At 73.0% G+C, this 15,487-nt stretch carries 11 protein-coding genes; 4 read left to right on the top strand and 7 right to left on the bottom strand.

Annotation, left to right across the window (positions count from 1 at the left end; translation table 11 throughout):
* Nucleotides 1-3 precede the first annotated feature (3 nt).
* Together ABT294_RS37270 and ABT294_RS37275 are read left to right on the top strand one after the other, a co-directional pair.
* Nucleotides 4-921: an MbnB/TglH/ChrH family RiPP precursor modification enzyme gene (locus ABT294_RS37270; protein WP_350811109.1), complete on the top strand. Its 918-nt coding sequence runs from the start codon at nucleotides 4-6 to the stop codon at nucleotides 919-921.
* Complete coding sequence (locus ABT294_RS37275) at nucleotides 887-1,411, top strand: hypothetical protein (protein WP_350811110.1); 525 nt, start codon at nucleotides 887-889, stop codon at nucleotides 1,409-1,411. Before ABT294_RS37270 ends, ABT294_RS37275 begins: the two co-directional genes overlap by 35 nt.
* Here ABT294_RS37275 and ABT294_RS37280 read toward each other — a convergent pair.
* From ABT294_RS37280 to ABT294_RS37295, 4 genes are all read right to left on the bottom strand, one after another.
* Nucleotides 1,396-1,845: a hypothetical protein gene (locus ABT294_RS37280; protein WP_350811111.1), complete on the bottom strand. Its 450-nt coding sequence runs from the start codon at nucleotides 1,843-1,845 to the stop codon at nucleotides 1,396-1,398. The genes ABT294_RS37275 and ABT294_RS37280 overlap by 16 nt on opposite strands.
* The gene (locus tag ABT294_RS37285; RefSeq protein ID WP_350811112.1) at nucleotides 1,842-4,346 is read right to left on the bottom strand and encodes a PEP/pyruvate-binding domain-containing protein; all 2,505 of its coding nucleotides are present in this window, start codon (nucleotides 4,344-4,346) and stop codon (nucleotides 1,842-1,844) included. Before ABT294_RS37285 ends, ABT294_RS37280 begins: the two co-directional genes overlap by 4 nt.
* Nucleotides 4,343-5,077 (bottom strand): TetR/AcrR family transcriptional regulator, encoded by a 735-nt coding sequence (locus tag ABT294_RS37290; RefSeq protein WP_350811113.1) that lies wholly within the window; start codon nucleotides 5,075-5,077, stop codon nucleotides 4,343-4,345. Before ABT294_RS37290 ends, ABT294_RS37285 begins: the two co-directional genes overlap by 4 nt.
* Before the next feature lie 147 nt (nucleotides 5,078-5,224).
* Nucleotides 5,225-10,348 (bottom strand): tetratricopeptide repeat protein, encoded by a 5,124-nt coding sequence (locus tag ABT294_RS37295; RefSeq protein WP_350811114.1) that lies wholly within the window; start codon nucleotides 10,346-10,348, stop codon nucleotides 5,225-5,227.
* A gap of 142 nt (nucleotides 10,349-10,490) precedes the next feature.
* On the opposite strand from ABT294_RS37295, the gene ABT294_RS37300 reads away from it, so the two are divergent.
* A complete protein-coding gene (locus tag ABT294_RS37300) occupies nucleotides 10,491-11,036 on the top strand; it encodes a hypothetical protein (protein WP_350811115.1) in 546 nt (181 codons plus the stop codon).
* On the opposite strand, the gene ABT294_RS37305 is transcribed toward ABT294_RS37300, so the two are convergent.
* Nucleotides 11,033-11,905, bottom strand: a complete 873-nt coding sequence (locus ABT294_RS37305) for a 1-aminocyclopropane-1-carboxylate deaminase/D-cysteine desulfhydrase (protein WP_350811116.1) — start codon at nucleotides 11,903-11,905, stop codon at nucleotides 11,033-11,035. The genes ABT294_RS37300 and ABT294_RS37305 overlap by 4 nt on opposite strands.
* A gap of 43 nt (nucleotides 11,906-11,948) precedes the next feature.
* On the opposite strand from ABT294_RS37305, the gene galK reads away from it, so the two are divergent.
* The gene (galK, locus tag ABT294_RS37310) at nucleotides 11,949-13,058 is read left to right on the top strand and encodes a galactokinase (protein WP_350811117.1); all 1,110 of its coding nucleotides are present in this window, start codon (nucleotides 11,949-11,951) and stop codon (nucleotides 13,056-13,058) included.
* 98 nt (nucleotides 13,059-13,156) lie between these two features.
* Here galK and ABT294_RS37315 read toward each other — a convergent pair whose 3' ends face one another.
* Nucleotides 13,157-13,930: an enoyl-CoA hydratase-related protein gene (locus tag ABT294_RS37315; protein WP_350811118.1), complete on the bottom strand. Its 774-nt coding sequence runs from the start codon at nucleotides 13,928-13,930 to the stop codon at nucleotides 13,157-13,159.
* A gap of 42 nt (nucleotides 13,931-13,972) precedes the next feature.
* Nucleotides 13,973-15,106 (bottom strand): nitric oxide synthase oxygenase, encoded by a 1,134-nt coding sequence (locus ABT294_RS37320; protein ID WP_350811119.1) that lies wholly within the window; start codon nucleotides 15,104-15,106, stop codon nucleotides 13,973-13,975.
* Nucleotides 15,107-15,487 lie beyond the last annotated feature (381 nt).

Consider the following 15,487-nt stretch of genomic DNA (forward strand, 5'->3'; position numbering starts at 1 on the left):
GCGATGACGCGGGCTCTCGGGGTGGGCGTCCTGTACAACCGGGCGCTCACCGAACTGCTGCTGACCAGGTCCCTGCCCGTCGACTACGTCGAGATCATCCCGGACCGGTGCTGGTCCGACCGCGGGCTGGGGGCGGCCTCGCGGTTCCGGGAGCACGCCGCCGACGTGGCGGTCGTGCAGGCGCTGTCCCGCGAGTATCCGCTGGTGGCCCACGGTGTGGGGCTGTCGATCGCGAGCGTCGCCAGGTTCGACACCGCCTACCTCGAACAGCTCGCCGTCTGGCGTGACCGGTACGGGCTGAGGTGGGTCAGCGACCATCTCGCCGCGGTGCGCACCTCGCCCGACGGGGTCGCCGACCACCACGCCGGGATCGCGCTGCCGCTGCCCTGGGACGAGGACCTGCTCGACCTCCTCACCGAGCGGACGCGCCGGGCCGGCGAGATCCTCGGCCGGCCCCTGCTGCTGGAGAACGGCGTCGTCTACACGCCCGTGGTCGACACGGACATGAGCGAGGTGGAGTTCCTGAACCGGCTCACCGCCGGATCGGGCTGCCGCCTGCTGCTCGACCTGCACAACCTCCTCGTGAACGTCCGCAACCTGGGCGTGGACGGCGACGCCTTCCTGCGGGACCTCGACCTGACCGCGGTGGAGGAGATCCACGTCGCCGGGGGGAACGACTTCCACGGCGCCTACCTGGACTCGCACGCGGGCCCGTGCCCGGCCGAGGTCTGGCGGATGCTGGAAGCCGTCGTCCCGCGGGCCCCGAACCTGCGGGGAGTCACCTTCGAGTTCGACGAGTCCTACTTTCCCGGCCTGGGAGCGGACGGGGTGAGGCGGGAGCTCGCCAGAGCCCGCGACATCTGGACGACGTCGCGACGGGAGAACGATGTCACTCGCCGAGTTCCAGCGGGCGACCGCTGAGTTCGTCGCGTCCCCGGAGCGCTGTGTCCGGGCGGGCGCCGACTTCGACGCCGAGGTCCGCGAGTTCGCGCTCGACGAGCGGGAACGGCGGCGGCTGCGCGCCATGCTGGCCGATCGGGGCATGTCGGTGAACTGCACGCTGTACCGGGTGAACCGGTTCGTCACGATCTTCTCGGTGCTGCCACTCACCTGCCGCCTGCTCGGCGCCGCCGCGCGCACCGAGCTGGAGGAGTTCTGGCGGCACTCCCCCGCCACCCTGCAGTACCGGGACGAGGCCCACGCCTTCGGGGCCTGGCTCCGGCAGCGGATGGCCGCGGGCGCGATCCCGCCGGGCCAGGCCGCCGACGTGCTGCGCGCCGAACTGGCGGCCTTCGACCTCGCGACCGGCGACCCCCCAGCCCCGGCCGAGGCGACCGGCGATCCCACGGACCCGGCCGAGGCGACCGGCGATCCCACGGACCCGGCCGCAGGGGGTCACGACCAGCGGTGAGCGAGCCAGGCGGTCGTCGCCCCGCGTGCGCGTTCGCGACGGTCACGCAGGTGCGGGGCGTGCGGCGGGCCGGGGAGCGCGGCGGTGCGCGTCCAGTAGCCGGCCAGCGCCACCAGCAGCGCGTCGACCCGATCCGGGTCCGCGTCCCGGCCCACGGGGTGGGCGACGAAGATCTGCTGCGGGTCGGCGTCGCCGAGGTCGGACGGCACCGCGGCGGGCAGTGCCGCCGAGACCATGGCCTCGGAGCGGTAGTCGCCGGCGTGCTCGCTGTCCTCCCGGATGGCCTTGACGAACACCCTCCGCCCCCCGGCCGGCGCGGCCACCCCGCGCACCCCGCCCGAGAAGCCGCCCGGACGTGCTGAGACGTCCAGGACGGGCGCGCCGAGCCGGTGTTCGAGGGCCACGGCCACCGGCTCCGGCAGGGGGACGGTCACCCGGTCGCCTCGGACGCCAGCAGCTCGACCGTGCCCCGCTCCCCGTCGACCCGGACGCGGTCGCCGTCACGCAGCCGCATGGTGGCGTTACCCGTCCCGACGACGGCGGGGATGCCCAGCTCGCGGGCGACGATCGAGGCGTGCGACAGCGGCGCCCCCATGTCGGTCACGACCGCGGCCGCGCGCGGGAACATCGGCGTCCAGCCGACGTTGGTGAGCGTCGTCACCAGGATGTCGCCGTGCCCGAGCCGGTCGCCGTCCTCCGGGTTGGAGATCACGCGGACGACGCCCTCCACGACGCCGGGTGCGCCGGGGAAGCCGGTGACGGTGTCGCTGACGGGGGCCATGCCGCCGCGCGGGTCGTACAGGTCGCTGCGCCTGCCGGGGTCGGCGGCCCAGCGCACCGGGTCGAAGTGGCCGACGATCAGCGCCGGGTACGGCGGGAGGGCCGCGTACTGCTCGAAGGTGGCCCGCCGCACGGCGACCTGCCGCAGCGGCTGGTCCGAGCCGCGCAGCACGTCCAGGATCTCGTCCAGGTGCAGGTAGAACAGGTCGTCGCCGCGCCCGGTCAGCTCGCCGGCGCGGACCACGAACGCCCGCAGCACCCAGAACGCGCGCATGTTCTCCGAGCGGGCCGACTCCCGGTCGCGGACGACCTCGTTCCACCGTGCGACCCTGGCCCGCATCCGGGCCTCCTTGCGCGGGTAGCGGCGGGCGAAGCGGGCCCAGGCCTCGTCGCGGGCCTTGCGCTGGCGGGCGAGCAGCGCCTCGGTGTCGGCGCGCAGGTCGCGCAGCCCGGCGAGCTGGGCGTCGATCCAGGCGGAGTCCTCCCCCGGACGCGGGATCGAGACCTCGAACTCGTGCGGGCCGCGATGACCGTAGGAGCGGGCGAAGTCCTCGCGGGTGATCTCGCCTCTGGCCAGCCTCGTCAGCCCCATGACCGGGCCGAGGCTGGCCAGTTCGCCGTCGGTGTTGACGCCGGTGAGCATGGCCTCGGCGTCGACGTCCCCCATCATCTTGCGCAGTTTGTCGCGGGTGAAGACGAGCGTGGCGCCGCCCTGGCGGCCCGCGGCCTCCAGGACGCGGCACGCCGTGACGACGTGCGGCTCGATCTCGCCCGCCCACAGGGCGGCCAGTTCGGGGCCGGTCGTGGTGGCGGCGATCCGGTCGCGCAGCTCCTCGCAGCGCCGCTGGGCGGTGGCCAGGAAGGGGCGCATGACCTTGAGGTTGGTGCGGACCCGCTTCTGGATGCGGACGGCCAGCGGGATGGTCCGCCGGATGATCTCCCAGCGGGAGATGGCCACGCCGGGCACGTCCAGGCCGGGCGGCAGCTTGCCGAAGACCTGCTCGACCGCGCCGAGCCGGCCCTGCATGCCGAGCGCCTTGGCGATCGAGAAGGTGATGCTCAGGTTCAGGTAGAAGCGCCCGCCGATGTTGCCGACCAGGTCGAAGCCGGGCAGCGCGGACGCCGACATCGCCTCATGGATGAACATGCGGACGAACGACCAGGTGGCGGGGGTCATCACGTCGGGGATGGCCTCGCCGAGGTTGCCACCGGTCCACAGGTAGAAGCCGTTGCGGCTGTCGTTCCACTCCTCGACCTGCTGCTTGAGGCCGGTGATCGGGCGGGCCTGGACGATCGCGAACGCGCCGTCGCGCCTGGCCCACTCGACGTCCATCGGGGTCCCGTACAGGTCCTGGATGCGCGCGCCGATCGCGGCGAGCCGCTCCGCCTGCGCGGAGTCGAGGACGGGCGCGCCGCGCCGCTCCTGCGGGACGGGCTCCTCGCGGGTGCCGTCGGCGGTGCGGACCGTCATCACGGCCTTGTCGCCCACTCGCGTCTCGGTGACCTTTCCTGACGTGACCACGATCGTGTCGGGCGTGACCTGGCCGCCGACGACGGCCTCGCCCAGGCCCCACGAGGCGTTGACGACGGTCTCGTCCCTCGCGCCGGTGACGGGGTTGGCGGTGAACATGATCCCGGCGGCGTCGGCGTCGACCAGTTCCTGGACGACCACGGCCAGCGCGACGTCGTCCTGCGGCACCCCGTTCTGCTCGCGGTAGGCGATGGCGCGGGCGTTCCAGAGCGAGGCCCAGCAGCGCCTGACCGCGTCGAGCAGCGTCTCGCCCCTGACGTTGAGGTAGGTGTCCTGCTGGCCGGCGAAGGACATGTCGGGCAGGTCCTCGGCGGTGGCGGACGAGCGCACGGCCACCGCCACACCGCCCAGCCGGTCGTAGGCGTCGCGGATGTCGGCGGCGAGCTCGGCGGGCACCTCGTGCGCGGCGAACAGGGCCGCGATGCGGTCGGCGTCGCCGGCGGACGCGGCTTCCAGGATCTGGTCGCGGAAGCCGGCCACGAACAGCCGGTAGGCCTCGGTGGTGATGTGGAACCCGCCGGGGACCGGCAGCCCGGCCCTGGTCAGCCTGGCCAGGGAGGCGCCCTTGCCGCCCACGGTCGCCAGGTCGGCGGCGGCATCGTCGAGAGGGAGGACAGCCCTCACGTCACACGCTCCTTTGCGGGGTCGCCCCCAAGAGAGACCGCCAGTTTCCGCTGCGCGATCTCCTCGATGGTGTCGAGGTAGTCGAGGGTGGCCTCGGCGATGGCGCGGGCGTCGTCGTCGGTGGGCGTCCCCTCCGTGCTCATGGCGCGGTCGCCGGTGTCGGCGAGCAGCTCGACGAGCCGGTCGTCGGGCAGGCGGGCGGGCTCCGGCAGGACGCTCTGCGCCATCAGGAACCCGTAGACGACCGAGCCGAGGATCGTCAGGTGCTCGGCCGGAGTGCGGTCCGTGCGGAGCGCGCCCCGCTTGTCCAGTTCGCCGAGGTAGTCCTGGAACGCGGCCTGCTCCGGGCCTCCCGTTCCGCCGCGCTTGTGCCGGGCGAGCTTGCCGAGCACCTCCGCGTCGCCCAGCAGCAGCGCCTTCATCAGCGGCCTGCGCAGCAGCGTCGCGGACAGCTCCGCGAGCAGGGCCCGCAGCGTGGCGGGGGCCTGCGCGCGGACCTCGCCCAGCATGCGCACCCGCTCGCGGCGCAGCAACGCGGCGAACAGCGCGTCGCGGGTCTTCCAGTGCAGGTAGATCGTGCCCTTGGCGACCCCGGCCTGTTGGGCGACGTCGTCGATCGTCGTCTTGTCGTAGCCCCAGCGCAGGATCAGCTCCGCGGCGGCGTCGAGAATCCGGTGCGCCCGCTCCAGCTGGCGCGCGGGGTCCTGTGGCGGCCTGCCGACCTTGGCCATCAGTCTCACCTCAAATATTTGACCCGATGAGACTATACGGTCATTAAATTAAACGCAAGGTCGCCAGCCGGCGCCATCGTCAGAAACGCGAGGGGCACGCCCTCGACCTGGGCGTGCCCCTCGCAGGGTCGTCGTTCGGCCTCGGTCCTAGGCCAGCTTCTCCAGCAGGGCCTCGGCCTCCGGGGCGAAGGTGGCGTCGCCCGTCGCCACGGCGGTCTCCAGCATGCGCCTGGCCAGGGTGACGTCACCGTGGGCGTGACGGATCTCGCCCAGCCGGTACGCGGCCTCCGCCACGAGCTCGGGCTGATCCGTCAGGCTCAGCGTCAGCTCGTAGAACTTCAGCGCGCCGTCCCTGTCGCCCAGCCAGTAGCACAGCTCGCCCAGGTGGGCCGCCGCCATGCCCGACTCGCTGTCGCCCGAGTCGATGACCCGCTGGTACCAGGTGAGCGCCTCGGGGAAGTCGCGGTGGCGCTTGGCCAGCGCGCCCAGGTACATCGCCGCGAGTGCGCTGACGCGCCCCTCTGCCGCGTCCACCGCCTGCATGTACCACTGGCGGGCCTGGGTCTCGTTCTCGTCGTGGTGGGTGTGGCCGAGCGCCACCATGGCCCGCGCCGCGAGTTCCGGGTCGTCGCCGTTGACCACCCGCAGGTAGACCTCGCGCCCTTCCGCCACCTCGCCCGCGTTGACCAGGGCCTGGGCCAGGACGGTGAGCGCGGTGGGCTCGCCGCTCTCGGCCGCCGTCCTGAGCGTGCGCAGCGACGCCTCGGTGTCGCCCTGGCGCTCCTGCAGCATGCCCAGCAGGCTGCCGAACACCGACTGGACGGGGCTGTCGGCGTCGCCCGCCTGCCGTTCGGCGATGGTGTAGAACGCCTCGGCGTCGCCCTGCTCGTCGAGCAGCGTGAGCAGTCTGCCGCCGGCGACGAACCGGACGTCCGGGTCCTCGTGCTCGTTCAGCCGCTCGTAGATCGCGCGGGCGTCGGCCGTGTCCCCGAGCTCCGCGAGGCGCTCGGCGACGTCCAGCTCGACGAACGGGCCCGAGCCCGCCAGCGCGTAGTAGGCGCGGACGGCGGCGGCGTCGTCGCAGATCCCGCCCAGCTCCTTGGCCCTGTCGGCGGCGTGCTCGCCCATGAGTGACAGGATCTGCACGGCCAGCGCGTGCTCGTTCCGCTCGTAGGCCTGATAGGCGAGCGCGGACAGGTTGTCGACCGCCGTCTGCGCCAGGACGGTCTCGGTGGCCGCGGCGGCGGCGAACGCCTCGGCTGCGCCGAGCGGGTCACCGTCCTCGTGCAGCCAGCAGCCCAGGTGGATGCCGCCTCTGGCCACGGCGTCCGGCTCGCCGGACTCGACGGCCCAGCGCGCCTCCTGCACGGCGGCGGCCGTGTCGCCCTGCGCGTGCAGCGCCTGGGCCAGGTCGGTCCGCATGCTGGGCGTCGTGTCGGGGAAGCCGACGTCGATGCCCTTGCGGTACATCAGCACCGCGCCCGCCAGGTCGCCCACGGCCTTGCACGCGTCTCCCCACACCCAGTAGGCCATCGCCACGGTCTCGGGGTCGCCGGTGCTGACGGCCTGATCCGCCTTCGCGGCGACGGCCTCGTAGTCCTCCTGCTGGAGCAGGTGCACCAGCAGGTGGCGCAGGCAGTCGAGGTCACCCCGCGCGGCACCCTCGGTGAGCGCCTCGCGGGCGCCGGCGGCGTCGCCGCGCTCTTCGAGCAGGGCGGCGAGGCGCACCGCGGTGGCGGGCATCGCCGCCCGCAGCGCCTCTGCCGCGCCGTCGAGGTCGCCGCGACGCTTGCGGACGGCCGCCAGGTTCCGCCAGGCCATCTCGACGATCTGGGCGTTGCCGCATTCGGTGGCGGGCAGGTAGCACAGCTCGGCCCGGCTGTGGTGCCCGTCGGCGGCGATCAGCTCGCCCAGCCCCAGCCGCCCCATCGCGGACCGCTCGGGCGTCCCCAGCTCGACGACCAGCCGGTAGAGCGCCTTGGCGGTGTCGCCGTCGCCACACGCCCGCGCGGCCTCCAGCGTCTCAGCGAGGGCGTCGTCAAAGATGGGGTCGAGGACGGGGTCGACGCCGGTTTCCGGCGTCTCCACGACGTCGCGACGGCTCTCGGGCGTCCCGGCGAGGCCGCCCGGGCCCTGCGGCGTCCCGGACGGGCCGTCCGGCCAGGTGGTCAGCAGCCGGCGCACCGCCGGCACGTCGGCGGCGTCCAGGGACAGCAGGAGTTCGGCCAGGCGCGCCGAGCCGGTCACCTCCGTCAGGGCCGCCAGCGCGCCCTCGCGGTCGCCCTCGGCGGCCAGGACCCACGGCCGCTCCTCCGGGGTGGCCGTGCCGAGGCGGACGCGGGCCGCGGCCGCCACGTACGGTTCGGCCTCCCAGGCGGCGGCGCGCTGGTAAGCGGACCGCGCCGCGTCCGCGTCGCCCGCCTTCTCCAGGCTGCGTCCCGCCTCCAGCAGCATGCTGCCCGCCGAGTCGGGGTCGGCCGCCACCGCGCGCTCGAACGAGGCGCGCGCCCCTGCCAGGTCGCCCATCCGCGCGAGCAGGTCGCCCAGCAACCACGACGCCTCCCCCTGCAGCTCGGACGGCGCGGAGTCGACGGCGGTCCGGGCGGCGGCCAAGGCCGCGGCCAGGTCCCCGGCGTCGCGCAGGAACCCGGCGAGGTGCAGCGGGGCCAGTTCGCCGAAGCTCTCCTCCAGCACCTGGCGGGCCTCGTCCGCCTTGCCGGCGCTGACCAGCGCCTCGCCGAGCCCCAGGACCGCGCTCGCGGCGGCCTCGTCGTCGGTCGCGGCCTGCGCCCACCGCAGGAAGGCGTCGGCCGCCGCGTCCGGCTCGCCGAGGCGCTGCCAGGTGGGGGCCAGGGCGCGGAGCGCCACCCCGGCCAGGCGCTCGTCGTCGCCCTGCGCCGCGACCTCCCAGGCGACGATCGCGCCCCGCCGGTCGCCCGCGTCGTTGCGCAGCGCGCCGAGGTAGCAGGCGGCCTCCTGCCGGAAGTCCGGGTGCCCGTGCTCGATCACCAGCGAGAGCGCGCCGTCCGCCATGGCGGAGTCGCCCGCGCGCTGCCAGGTGTGCGCGCTCTGCGTGGCCAGCGAGGTCGCCATCCAGGACCGGCCGTCGTCGGGAATCGGGGCGAACGCGGACGCGGCGCCGGGGAAGTCGCCGGAGAGCAGCAGCCGGGCGAACCTCCCGGTCTCGCCTTGATCCTCGTGATCCTCGGGAACCAGCTCGAACGCCGCGGCCGCACCGGCGAGGTCGTAGAGCCTGACCCTGGTGAGGCCGAGCAGCCAGGCGTGGCGCCCCGCCTGCACCGGGTCGGCCTCGGCCACGAACGCCTCGTGCAGCGCGCACGCCGCCAGCAGGTCGCCCTGCCGCTCGAAGAGCTGCAGCAGCGCGCCGGCCGCCTCGACCCGCAGCCCGCAGTGCTCACCCCCCATCGCGGACGTGTACGCGTCCCTCGCCTCCACCAGGTCGCCATCGTGCTCGACGAGCATCTCGCCCAGCCCGTACGTCACCCAGGGCGCCAGCGCGGGATGGCCGGACGATCGGGCGCGGCGCAACAGCGCGATCGCCTGGTCCGGCTCGTCCTGGTTGGCCAGGACGTCCTTGAAGATCGTCGCCGTGTACGCCAGCGCGAACGGGTCGCCGGAGTCGGCGGCGGTGTGGAACAGCTTGGCCGCGTCCGACAGTTCGAACCCGACCGAGGCCAGCACCTGCGCGAACACGGCGGTGCCGATGGCAGACACGGACGGGTCGGGGTGGTCCATGGCGGCGCGGTAGCGGACCAGCCCCTCCTCCCTGCCGAGCCGCTGGTGGTCGATGACCGCCCCCAGCACCGGGTGCAGTTCGTCGCCGGAGGTCCGAAGCAGGTGGAGGAGGAAGGCGGCGGTGAAGCCCTGGAGCGGCTCGTCGCCCTCGGCGACGTAGGCGAGCAGCTCGTCGGCCTGGTCCCGGTCGCCTTCGCCCAGTTCCAGCTGGGCCAGCGTGACCATGGCCCTGATGGACTGCGTGGCCGCTCCGGAGTCGGCGGCCCGGCGCAGCAGCAGCCGAGCCTCGGTCAGCTCACCCGCCTGCAGGTGGCGCAGCGCGTCGTCGGCGTCCTGGAGCGCCTGCTCCTCCACCGGGTCGGCCAGCGGCTGCTGCCGCGCGGCGTGGTCGAGCAGCAGCGCCGCCTTGAACGCGGCGTCGGGGTCGTCGTGCTCGGCCGTCGCCCTGATCAGCTCCATGAGCTCGTCGTGCGCGTCCGGGTGCCGGTCCAGCAGCATCCCGAGGAGCGTGACCGAGATGGACGACCACTCGGACTCGCCCGCGGCCAGGACGGCGCGCACCGCCGCCAGCGCCTCCGCGACCTCTCCGGCCTCGGTGTGCATCTGCGCCAGGCACGCCTGCGCCTCGACCGCGTACTCCTGCTGCCCGCTGGCGATCACCCGGCGGAAGATCGCCTTCGTCTCCTCCACGTCGCCGAGCTGGGCCGTCACCTTGGCCTGCTCGATGAGCGCGGGCAGCCGCAGCTCGGGACGCGGGTCCTCGGCCGCCCTGGCGTACGCGGCCACCGACTCGGCGTACTCACCGAGGTCCACCAGCACGGCGCCGAGCAGCTTGTACGCCATCGCCAGGTGGTCGGCGTGCCCTACGGCGATCGCGTGCTCGCACACCTCCCTGGCGGCCTCGAACTCCTCCTCGTCGGCGTAGAGCTGGTAGAGCTGGAACGCCGACAGCGACACCACCTCGGGGTCGCCGCAGGTCAGCAGCGCGCGGTAGTCGTCCTCGTCCTCCGCCGCCTCGAAGCGGTCGCGGGCCGTCCCCGTGGCCTGGACGTCCGGGAAGAAGGAGGGCAGTTCGAGCCGCTCGGCCAGCTCCGAGACCGCGGAGCTGTCGCAGCGCCGGGCCCGTTCCAGCGCCTCCGCCGCGCCCTGGACGTCCCCCAACTCGGTCAGCACCAGCACGAGCGCCGTGTCGGCGAGCGCGGCCACCTCGAAGTCGGCGCCGTCGGAGGCGATCGTCAGCACCCGGTGGGCGGCGGGCCACTCGCGGGCGTTGACCAGCATCATGCCCATGGCGATGGCCGAGCGCTGCCCGAACACCGGGTCACCCGACTGGATCACCGACCGGTGCGCCGCCTCGGCGCCGTCCAGGTCCCCCTGATCCTCCAGCAGGCACGCCAGCAGATGGGACGCCTCGGGGTCCCCTGTCGCGGCGATCGCCCTGAACAACCCGGCGGCCTCGTCGAGCTCTCCCGCTTCCCAGCGCCTCATCGCCGCACCGAGCTGATCTGACGACATGCCCACTCCCAGAGTCACCGTAGAAAGTGAAAAAACTACACATGTGCCACTATCGTCACAGGGAAATCGACGGGAAACCGCCAGATGCCGAGATCCGGAGACCAGCGGCCCGGAGAGGGTCGAGGGCCGTAGCGTAGACCACATGGCAAAAGCGTTCTGGATCGACCAAGAGTTCGACAGGGACCGTGACGGGCGCTTCGCCGTGCACGTGCGGAAGAACCTGGACGAGTTCGAGTGGGGCGACATCGCGCCGGTCCGGTTCGCCTGCGCCGCGTGGCGGCTGGCGACGCCGACGTCGCTGTCGCCCGGCTACGTCCGCTGGGACCGGCGCGTCCTCGACGCCACCTGCCTCCGCAACACCTGGGACGGCACCCTCACCGCCCGCGTCAAGCTGGTGTCGCCGCTGCCGGAGGAGCTGACCAGATCCAGGACCTGGTGGCGCGACCGCGGCTGGCAGGGCTGGCCGGAGACGTTCGGCCAGTACGTCGAGCCGACCCAGCAGGACCTGGCACGCAGCCCGTTCCTGCGCGCCACGCTGCTCGTCGAGGCGCCGGTGCCGCTCGCCGACCTGCCGCCGGAGCCGGAGGGCCCGCACGACGAGGTCGAGCAGAGCGCCGCCAGGGCGGTGGTGGTGCTGGCGCGCGAGCTGAACGCGCTGGTGGCGCCCATCCTCGACCAGCTCGGCTAGAAAGCGGCCCCGGCGATCCTGGCGTGGGAGCCGGTCGGGGCCGCGCGCTCGGCGACCGGGGTGGCGGGCTGATCGGGAGCGGCGGGGATCGAGGGCTCACCGGTGATGACGGCCACGATGCGGGTGCCGTCGGCGAAGGCGCCCTGGCGTACCAGGTCGAAGATGCCGTAGAGCATTTTCGCCACGTACACCCCTTCCACCTGATATTTCGCGATAAATCCGTCTAGGGCTGGTGTTGTCCGGGCGTAGCCGCCGAAGTGGTAGCCGAGCTCCAGCGACCAGTTCGTCCACACCCGTCCGTACGCCGCCCGCTGCAGCCCGGCCACCTCGCCGGCCAGGAATCCCGCCCCCTTCAACACCGCGAACCCGATCGCCCGCCGGCCAGGCGGCAGCCCCGCCGAGATCCCGGCCAGTGTGCCGCCCGTGCCGACCGGGCAGCAGATCACGTCGTACTCCTCGGCGATCTCCGCGGGCAGTTCCGCGCACCCCCGGACGGCCGCCGCGTTGCTGCCGCCCTCGGGCAGGATCGCCACGTCGCCCCACCGCTCGCGCAGCCGCGCCTGCACCTCGGCCGTGTGCTTGAGCCGGTAGGTCGCCCGGTCGAGGTAGGTCAGCCGCATCCCGCAGGCCGCCGCGTACGCGAGCGACGGGTTCAGCGGCAGCCGCTCCTCGCCGCGGATCACCCCGATCGTCTCGAACCCGTGCCGCAGCCCCGCCGCCGCCACAGCCCTGACGTGGTTGGAGTACGCGCCGCCGAAGGTGAGCACGCGCGGATGCCCGAGGTTGTACTTGAGCTTTCTGGCCTTGTTGTCGTCGTGCTTGACGAACACCCGGACCGGGGCGAGTGCTGGATCCAGGAGTTCTTCCATGGCGCTAGTCTACGGACGGGCCTTTGTTGAGGAGTGTGCGATTATGCGCGTTGTTGAAGCTTTCCGTGCCGCCTTCGGCACGGACCCCGCCACGGTGTGGCACGCGCCCGGCCGGGTGAACCTGATCGGGGAGCACACCGACTACAACGACGGCTTCGTGCTGCCGTTCGCGGTGCCGTGGGGCGTCACGACCGCGGTCACCCCTCGCGACGACAGCACCGTCCGCCTCCTGTCGCTCCAGCACGGCGACCCGGTGACGATCCCGACCCACGAGGAGTCGCGCGGCTGGACCCGCTACGTGGTCGGCGTCCTGGCGACGCTCGGCGACCGGGTGCGCGGCGCCGACATCGCGATCGACGGCGACGTGCCGCAGGGCGCGGGGCTCAGCTCCAGCGCCGCCCTGGAGGTGTCGGTCGCGTCCGCGCTCAACGACCTGCACGGCCTCGGCCTGTCGCCGATGGAGCTGGCACTGATCAGCCAGCGGGCCGAGAACGAGTTCGTCGGCATGCCGTGCGGGATCATGGACCAGGCCGCCTCGGCGCTCTCCCAGGAGGGGCAGGCGCTGTTCCTCGACTGCCGGTCGCTGGGGTCCAGGAACATCCCGCTCGACCTGGCCGCGCACGGCCTGCGCATCCTCATCATCGACACGCAGGTGCACCACGAGCACGCCAACGGCGAGTACGCCAAGCGTCGCGCCGAGTGCGAGTCGGCGGCCCGCAAGCTGGGCGTGGCGGCACTGCGCGACGTCGAGGACCTCGCCGGCGCGCTGTCGCAGCTGCAGGGCGACGAGCGCAAGCGCACCATGCACGTCGTCACCGAGAACCACCGCGTCGAGGCCCTGGTCGGGCTGCTGCGAGCAGGCGCGATCAGCGAGATCGGCGCGCTGCTGAACGCCTCGCACCTGTCGCTGCGCGACCAGTACGAGGTCTCCTCCCCCGAGCTGGACCTGGCGGTCGAGGCCGCGATCAGGGGCGGCGCGCGGGGCGCCCGGATGACGGGCGGCGGCTTCGGCGGCTCGGCCATCGCGCTGGTGGCCGACGACCGACTGGAGTCCGTCCGCGACTCGGTCTCCGCCGCCTACGCCGAGCGCGGCTGGAAGCAGCCCCGCTTCCTGCCCGCCACCCCCGCACGCGGCGCCCACCGCCTCAGCTGACACCCCCGCGCGCGGAGCTCGGCTGCCCCTCAGCCTCCGCGCGGCGCTTCACCCACCCGTCCCGGACGCCACCCGCGTCCGGGACGGCTCTCAGGGCTTCACAGGGCGGGGAAGTCCGGGTCGCGCCGTTCCAGGAAGCTGGCCACGCCCTCGCCGAAGTCCGGCCGCTCGAAGGAGGCCAGCATCTCGCGGACCGCCGTCTTCGCCGACTCCTCCAGCGTGACGTCCCAGTCGTTCCAGACCTGCCGCTTGATGACCGCCATCGAGGCGGGCGAGCTGTGCACGGCCAGCTCCCGCGCGTACGCCAGCACCTCCTCCATCAGCGACTCCCCCGGCACCGCCCGGTTGACCAGCCCCAGCTCGTACGCCTCCGCGCCGGTGAAGACCCGCCCGGACAGCAGCAGGTCCATCGCCCGCTGCTGCCCGACGAGCCTCGGCAGCACCCATGACAGCCCGTACTCGGCGATCAGCCCGCGCCGGGGGAAGGCCGTGGTCCACTTGGCCTCGGCGGCGGTGAACACCAGGTCGCACACCAGCGCGTGGACCATGCCGAGCCCGGCGCAGGCGCCGTTCACGGCGGCGATGACCGGCTTCCTGATGGTCGTCGGGAAGGTGTTGGGCCGCGGGTCGGGCGTCTCGTCGTAGGAGCCGCTCCTGATGGCGCTGAGCGTCGTGAAGTCGGCTCCCGAGCAGAAGCCCCTGCCCGCCCCCGTCACCACGATCACGCGCACCGACGGGTCCTTCTCGGCCTGTTCGAGCAGGTCGAAGTAGCGCCGGCCGATGGCGTCCGTCCACGCGTTCAGGCTGTCGGGACGGTTGAAGGTCAACGTCAGCACGCCCTGGGCGACCGAGGAGAGCACGAGTTCCGCCATACCCCAACAGAATCATGTTCTAGCTCTGGGAGGCAAGCCACGTCACCGGTGATGGACGAAGGCCGGGGTCAGCACGCGCTCGTCGTAGTAGCGGTGGAAGACCCGGGTCACGCCCCCCGAGATCGGCGGGACGATCCAGGACCAGTCCGCGGGGCAGACCCGTCCCGCCTTCTCCTCCCGCGCCAGGTGGGTGAGGAACCGGTTGGACTCCGTGTGGTGGTCCGTCATCGTCACGCCCGCCCGCTCGAACGAGTGCAGCACCGCCACGTTCAGCTCCACCAGCGCGTGGTCGCGCCAGAGCGAGCGTTCCGTGGACGTGTCGAGGCCGAGCCGCTCGGCGACGGCGGGGAGCTGGTTGTAACGGGTGACGTCCGCGAGGTTGCGCGCGCCGATCTCGGCGCCCATGTACCAGCCGTTGAACGGCGCGCAGGGATAGCAGACGCCGCCGATCTCCAGGCACATGTTCGAGATGGCCGGGACGGCGTGCCAGCGCAGCCCCAGCTCGGCGAACCACGGGTAGGCAGGGTGGACGATCGGCACCTCCAGGACCGCGTCCCCCGGCAGATGGCACAGCAGCGGGCGTCCCACTCCCGGCTGGACGACCAGCGGCAGCACGTCGAACCTGCCGGGGCCGCCCCGCCAGCCGAGCGTCCGCACCAGGTCGGTGAACGGGACGTACCGGGGGTCGCCGACGACCCCGCCCCCGCGTACGCGGTACCCGGCGTAGCGGATGAGCTGCTCGTTCAGCACGCGAGGGGCGCGGCGGCCGGGAGTGTCGGGCGGGAAGACGGTGATCGTGGGCCGGATCCTGCCGTTGCCCGTCGCCGCCCGCAGGTGCTCGACGCAGTCGATCGCCACCCCCTCGGCGCTCGTCACCGTCCGGCGGTCGCGGACCTTCAGCGAGCGCCAGTACAGGCGGCCGATGCAGCGGTTGCTGTTGCGCCACGCCACCCTGGCGCCGAACTCCAACTCCTCGAAGGTGTGGACGTAGGTGCCGTGGCGGGCCACGTCCCTGGCGACCTCGCGCAGGCGGGCCTGAAGGCCGCCGGCTGAGGGGTTCTCGGCGTGGAAGAGCCTGATGAAGCGCTCGGCCTCACGGATGTCGACGGTTCGCTCGACATGGGTCTGTACGGGGACGGCATCGAAAGGGCGCAGGGCCCTGATCCAGGTACGCACGCAACACCAGCACATTTCCGCTTCACGGAGCGCTCCGCCGGGTTCCGGGTCCGGCGGCGCGTCCTGCCGGCGGCGTCCTCTCCACACCGCCCCAGAGCATGCCCGCGGCTTGCCGCGGCGGGGCGCGGCATCTCCATCTTTCACGGCGGATGGGCGTTTGTCCCGGCAAAAGGGAAAACTCCGTGACGTCGCGGCTACAGAGGGTAGAAGCCTTCCAAGAACACAGCAGCCCCTCGCCAGGAACGCCACCCGAGGAAGCCCTACAACGAGAAAGCCCCTCCCGCGGCTTAAGTTCTAGGGATCGTCGCAACACCCCAGCTCGGGGGATGCGATGGACTTCGAGATCCGTAAGGACCGCAAACCGCAGGGGCCGAAGAAGCT

The sequence above is a fragment of the Nonomuraea sp. NPDC000554 genome (genome assembly GCF_040300065.1).
In the GTDB taxonomy this organism is placed as follows: domain Bacteria; phylum Actinomycetota; class Actinomycetes; order Streptosporangiales; family Streptosporangiaceae; genus Nonomuraea.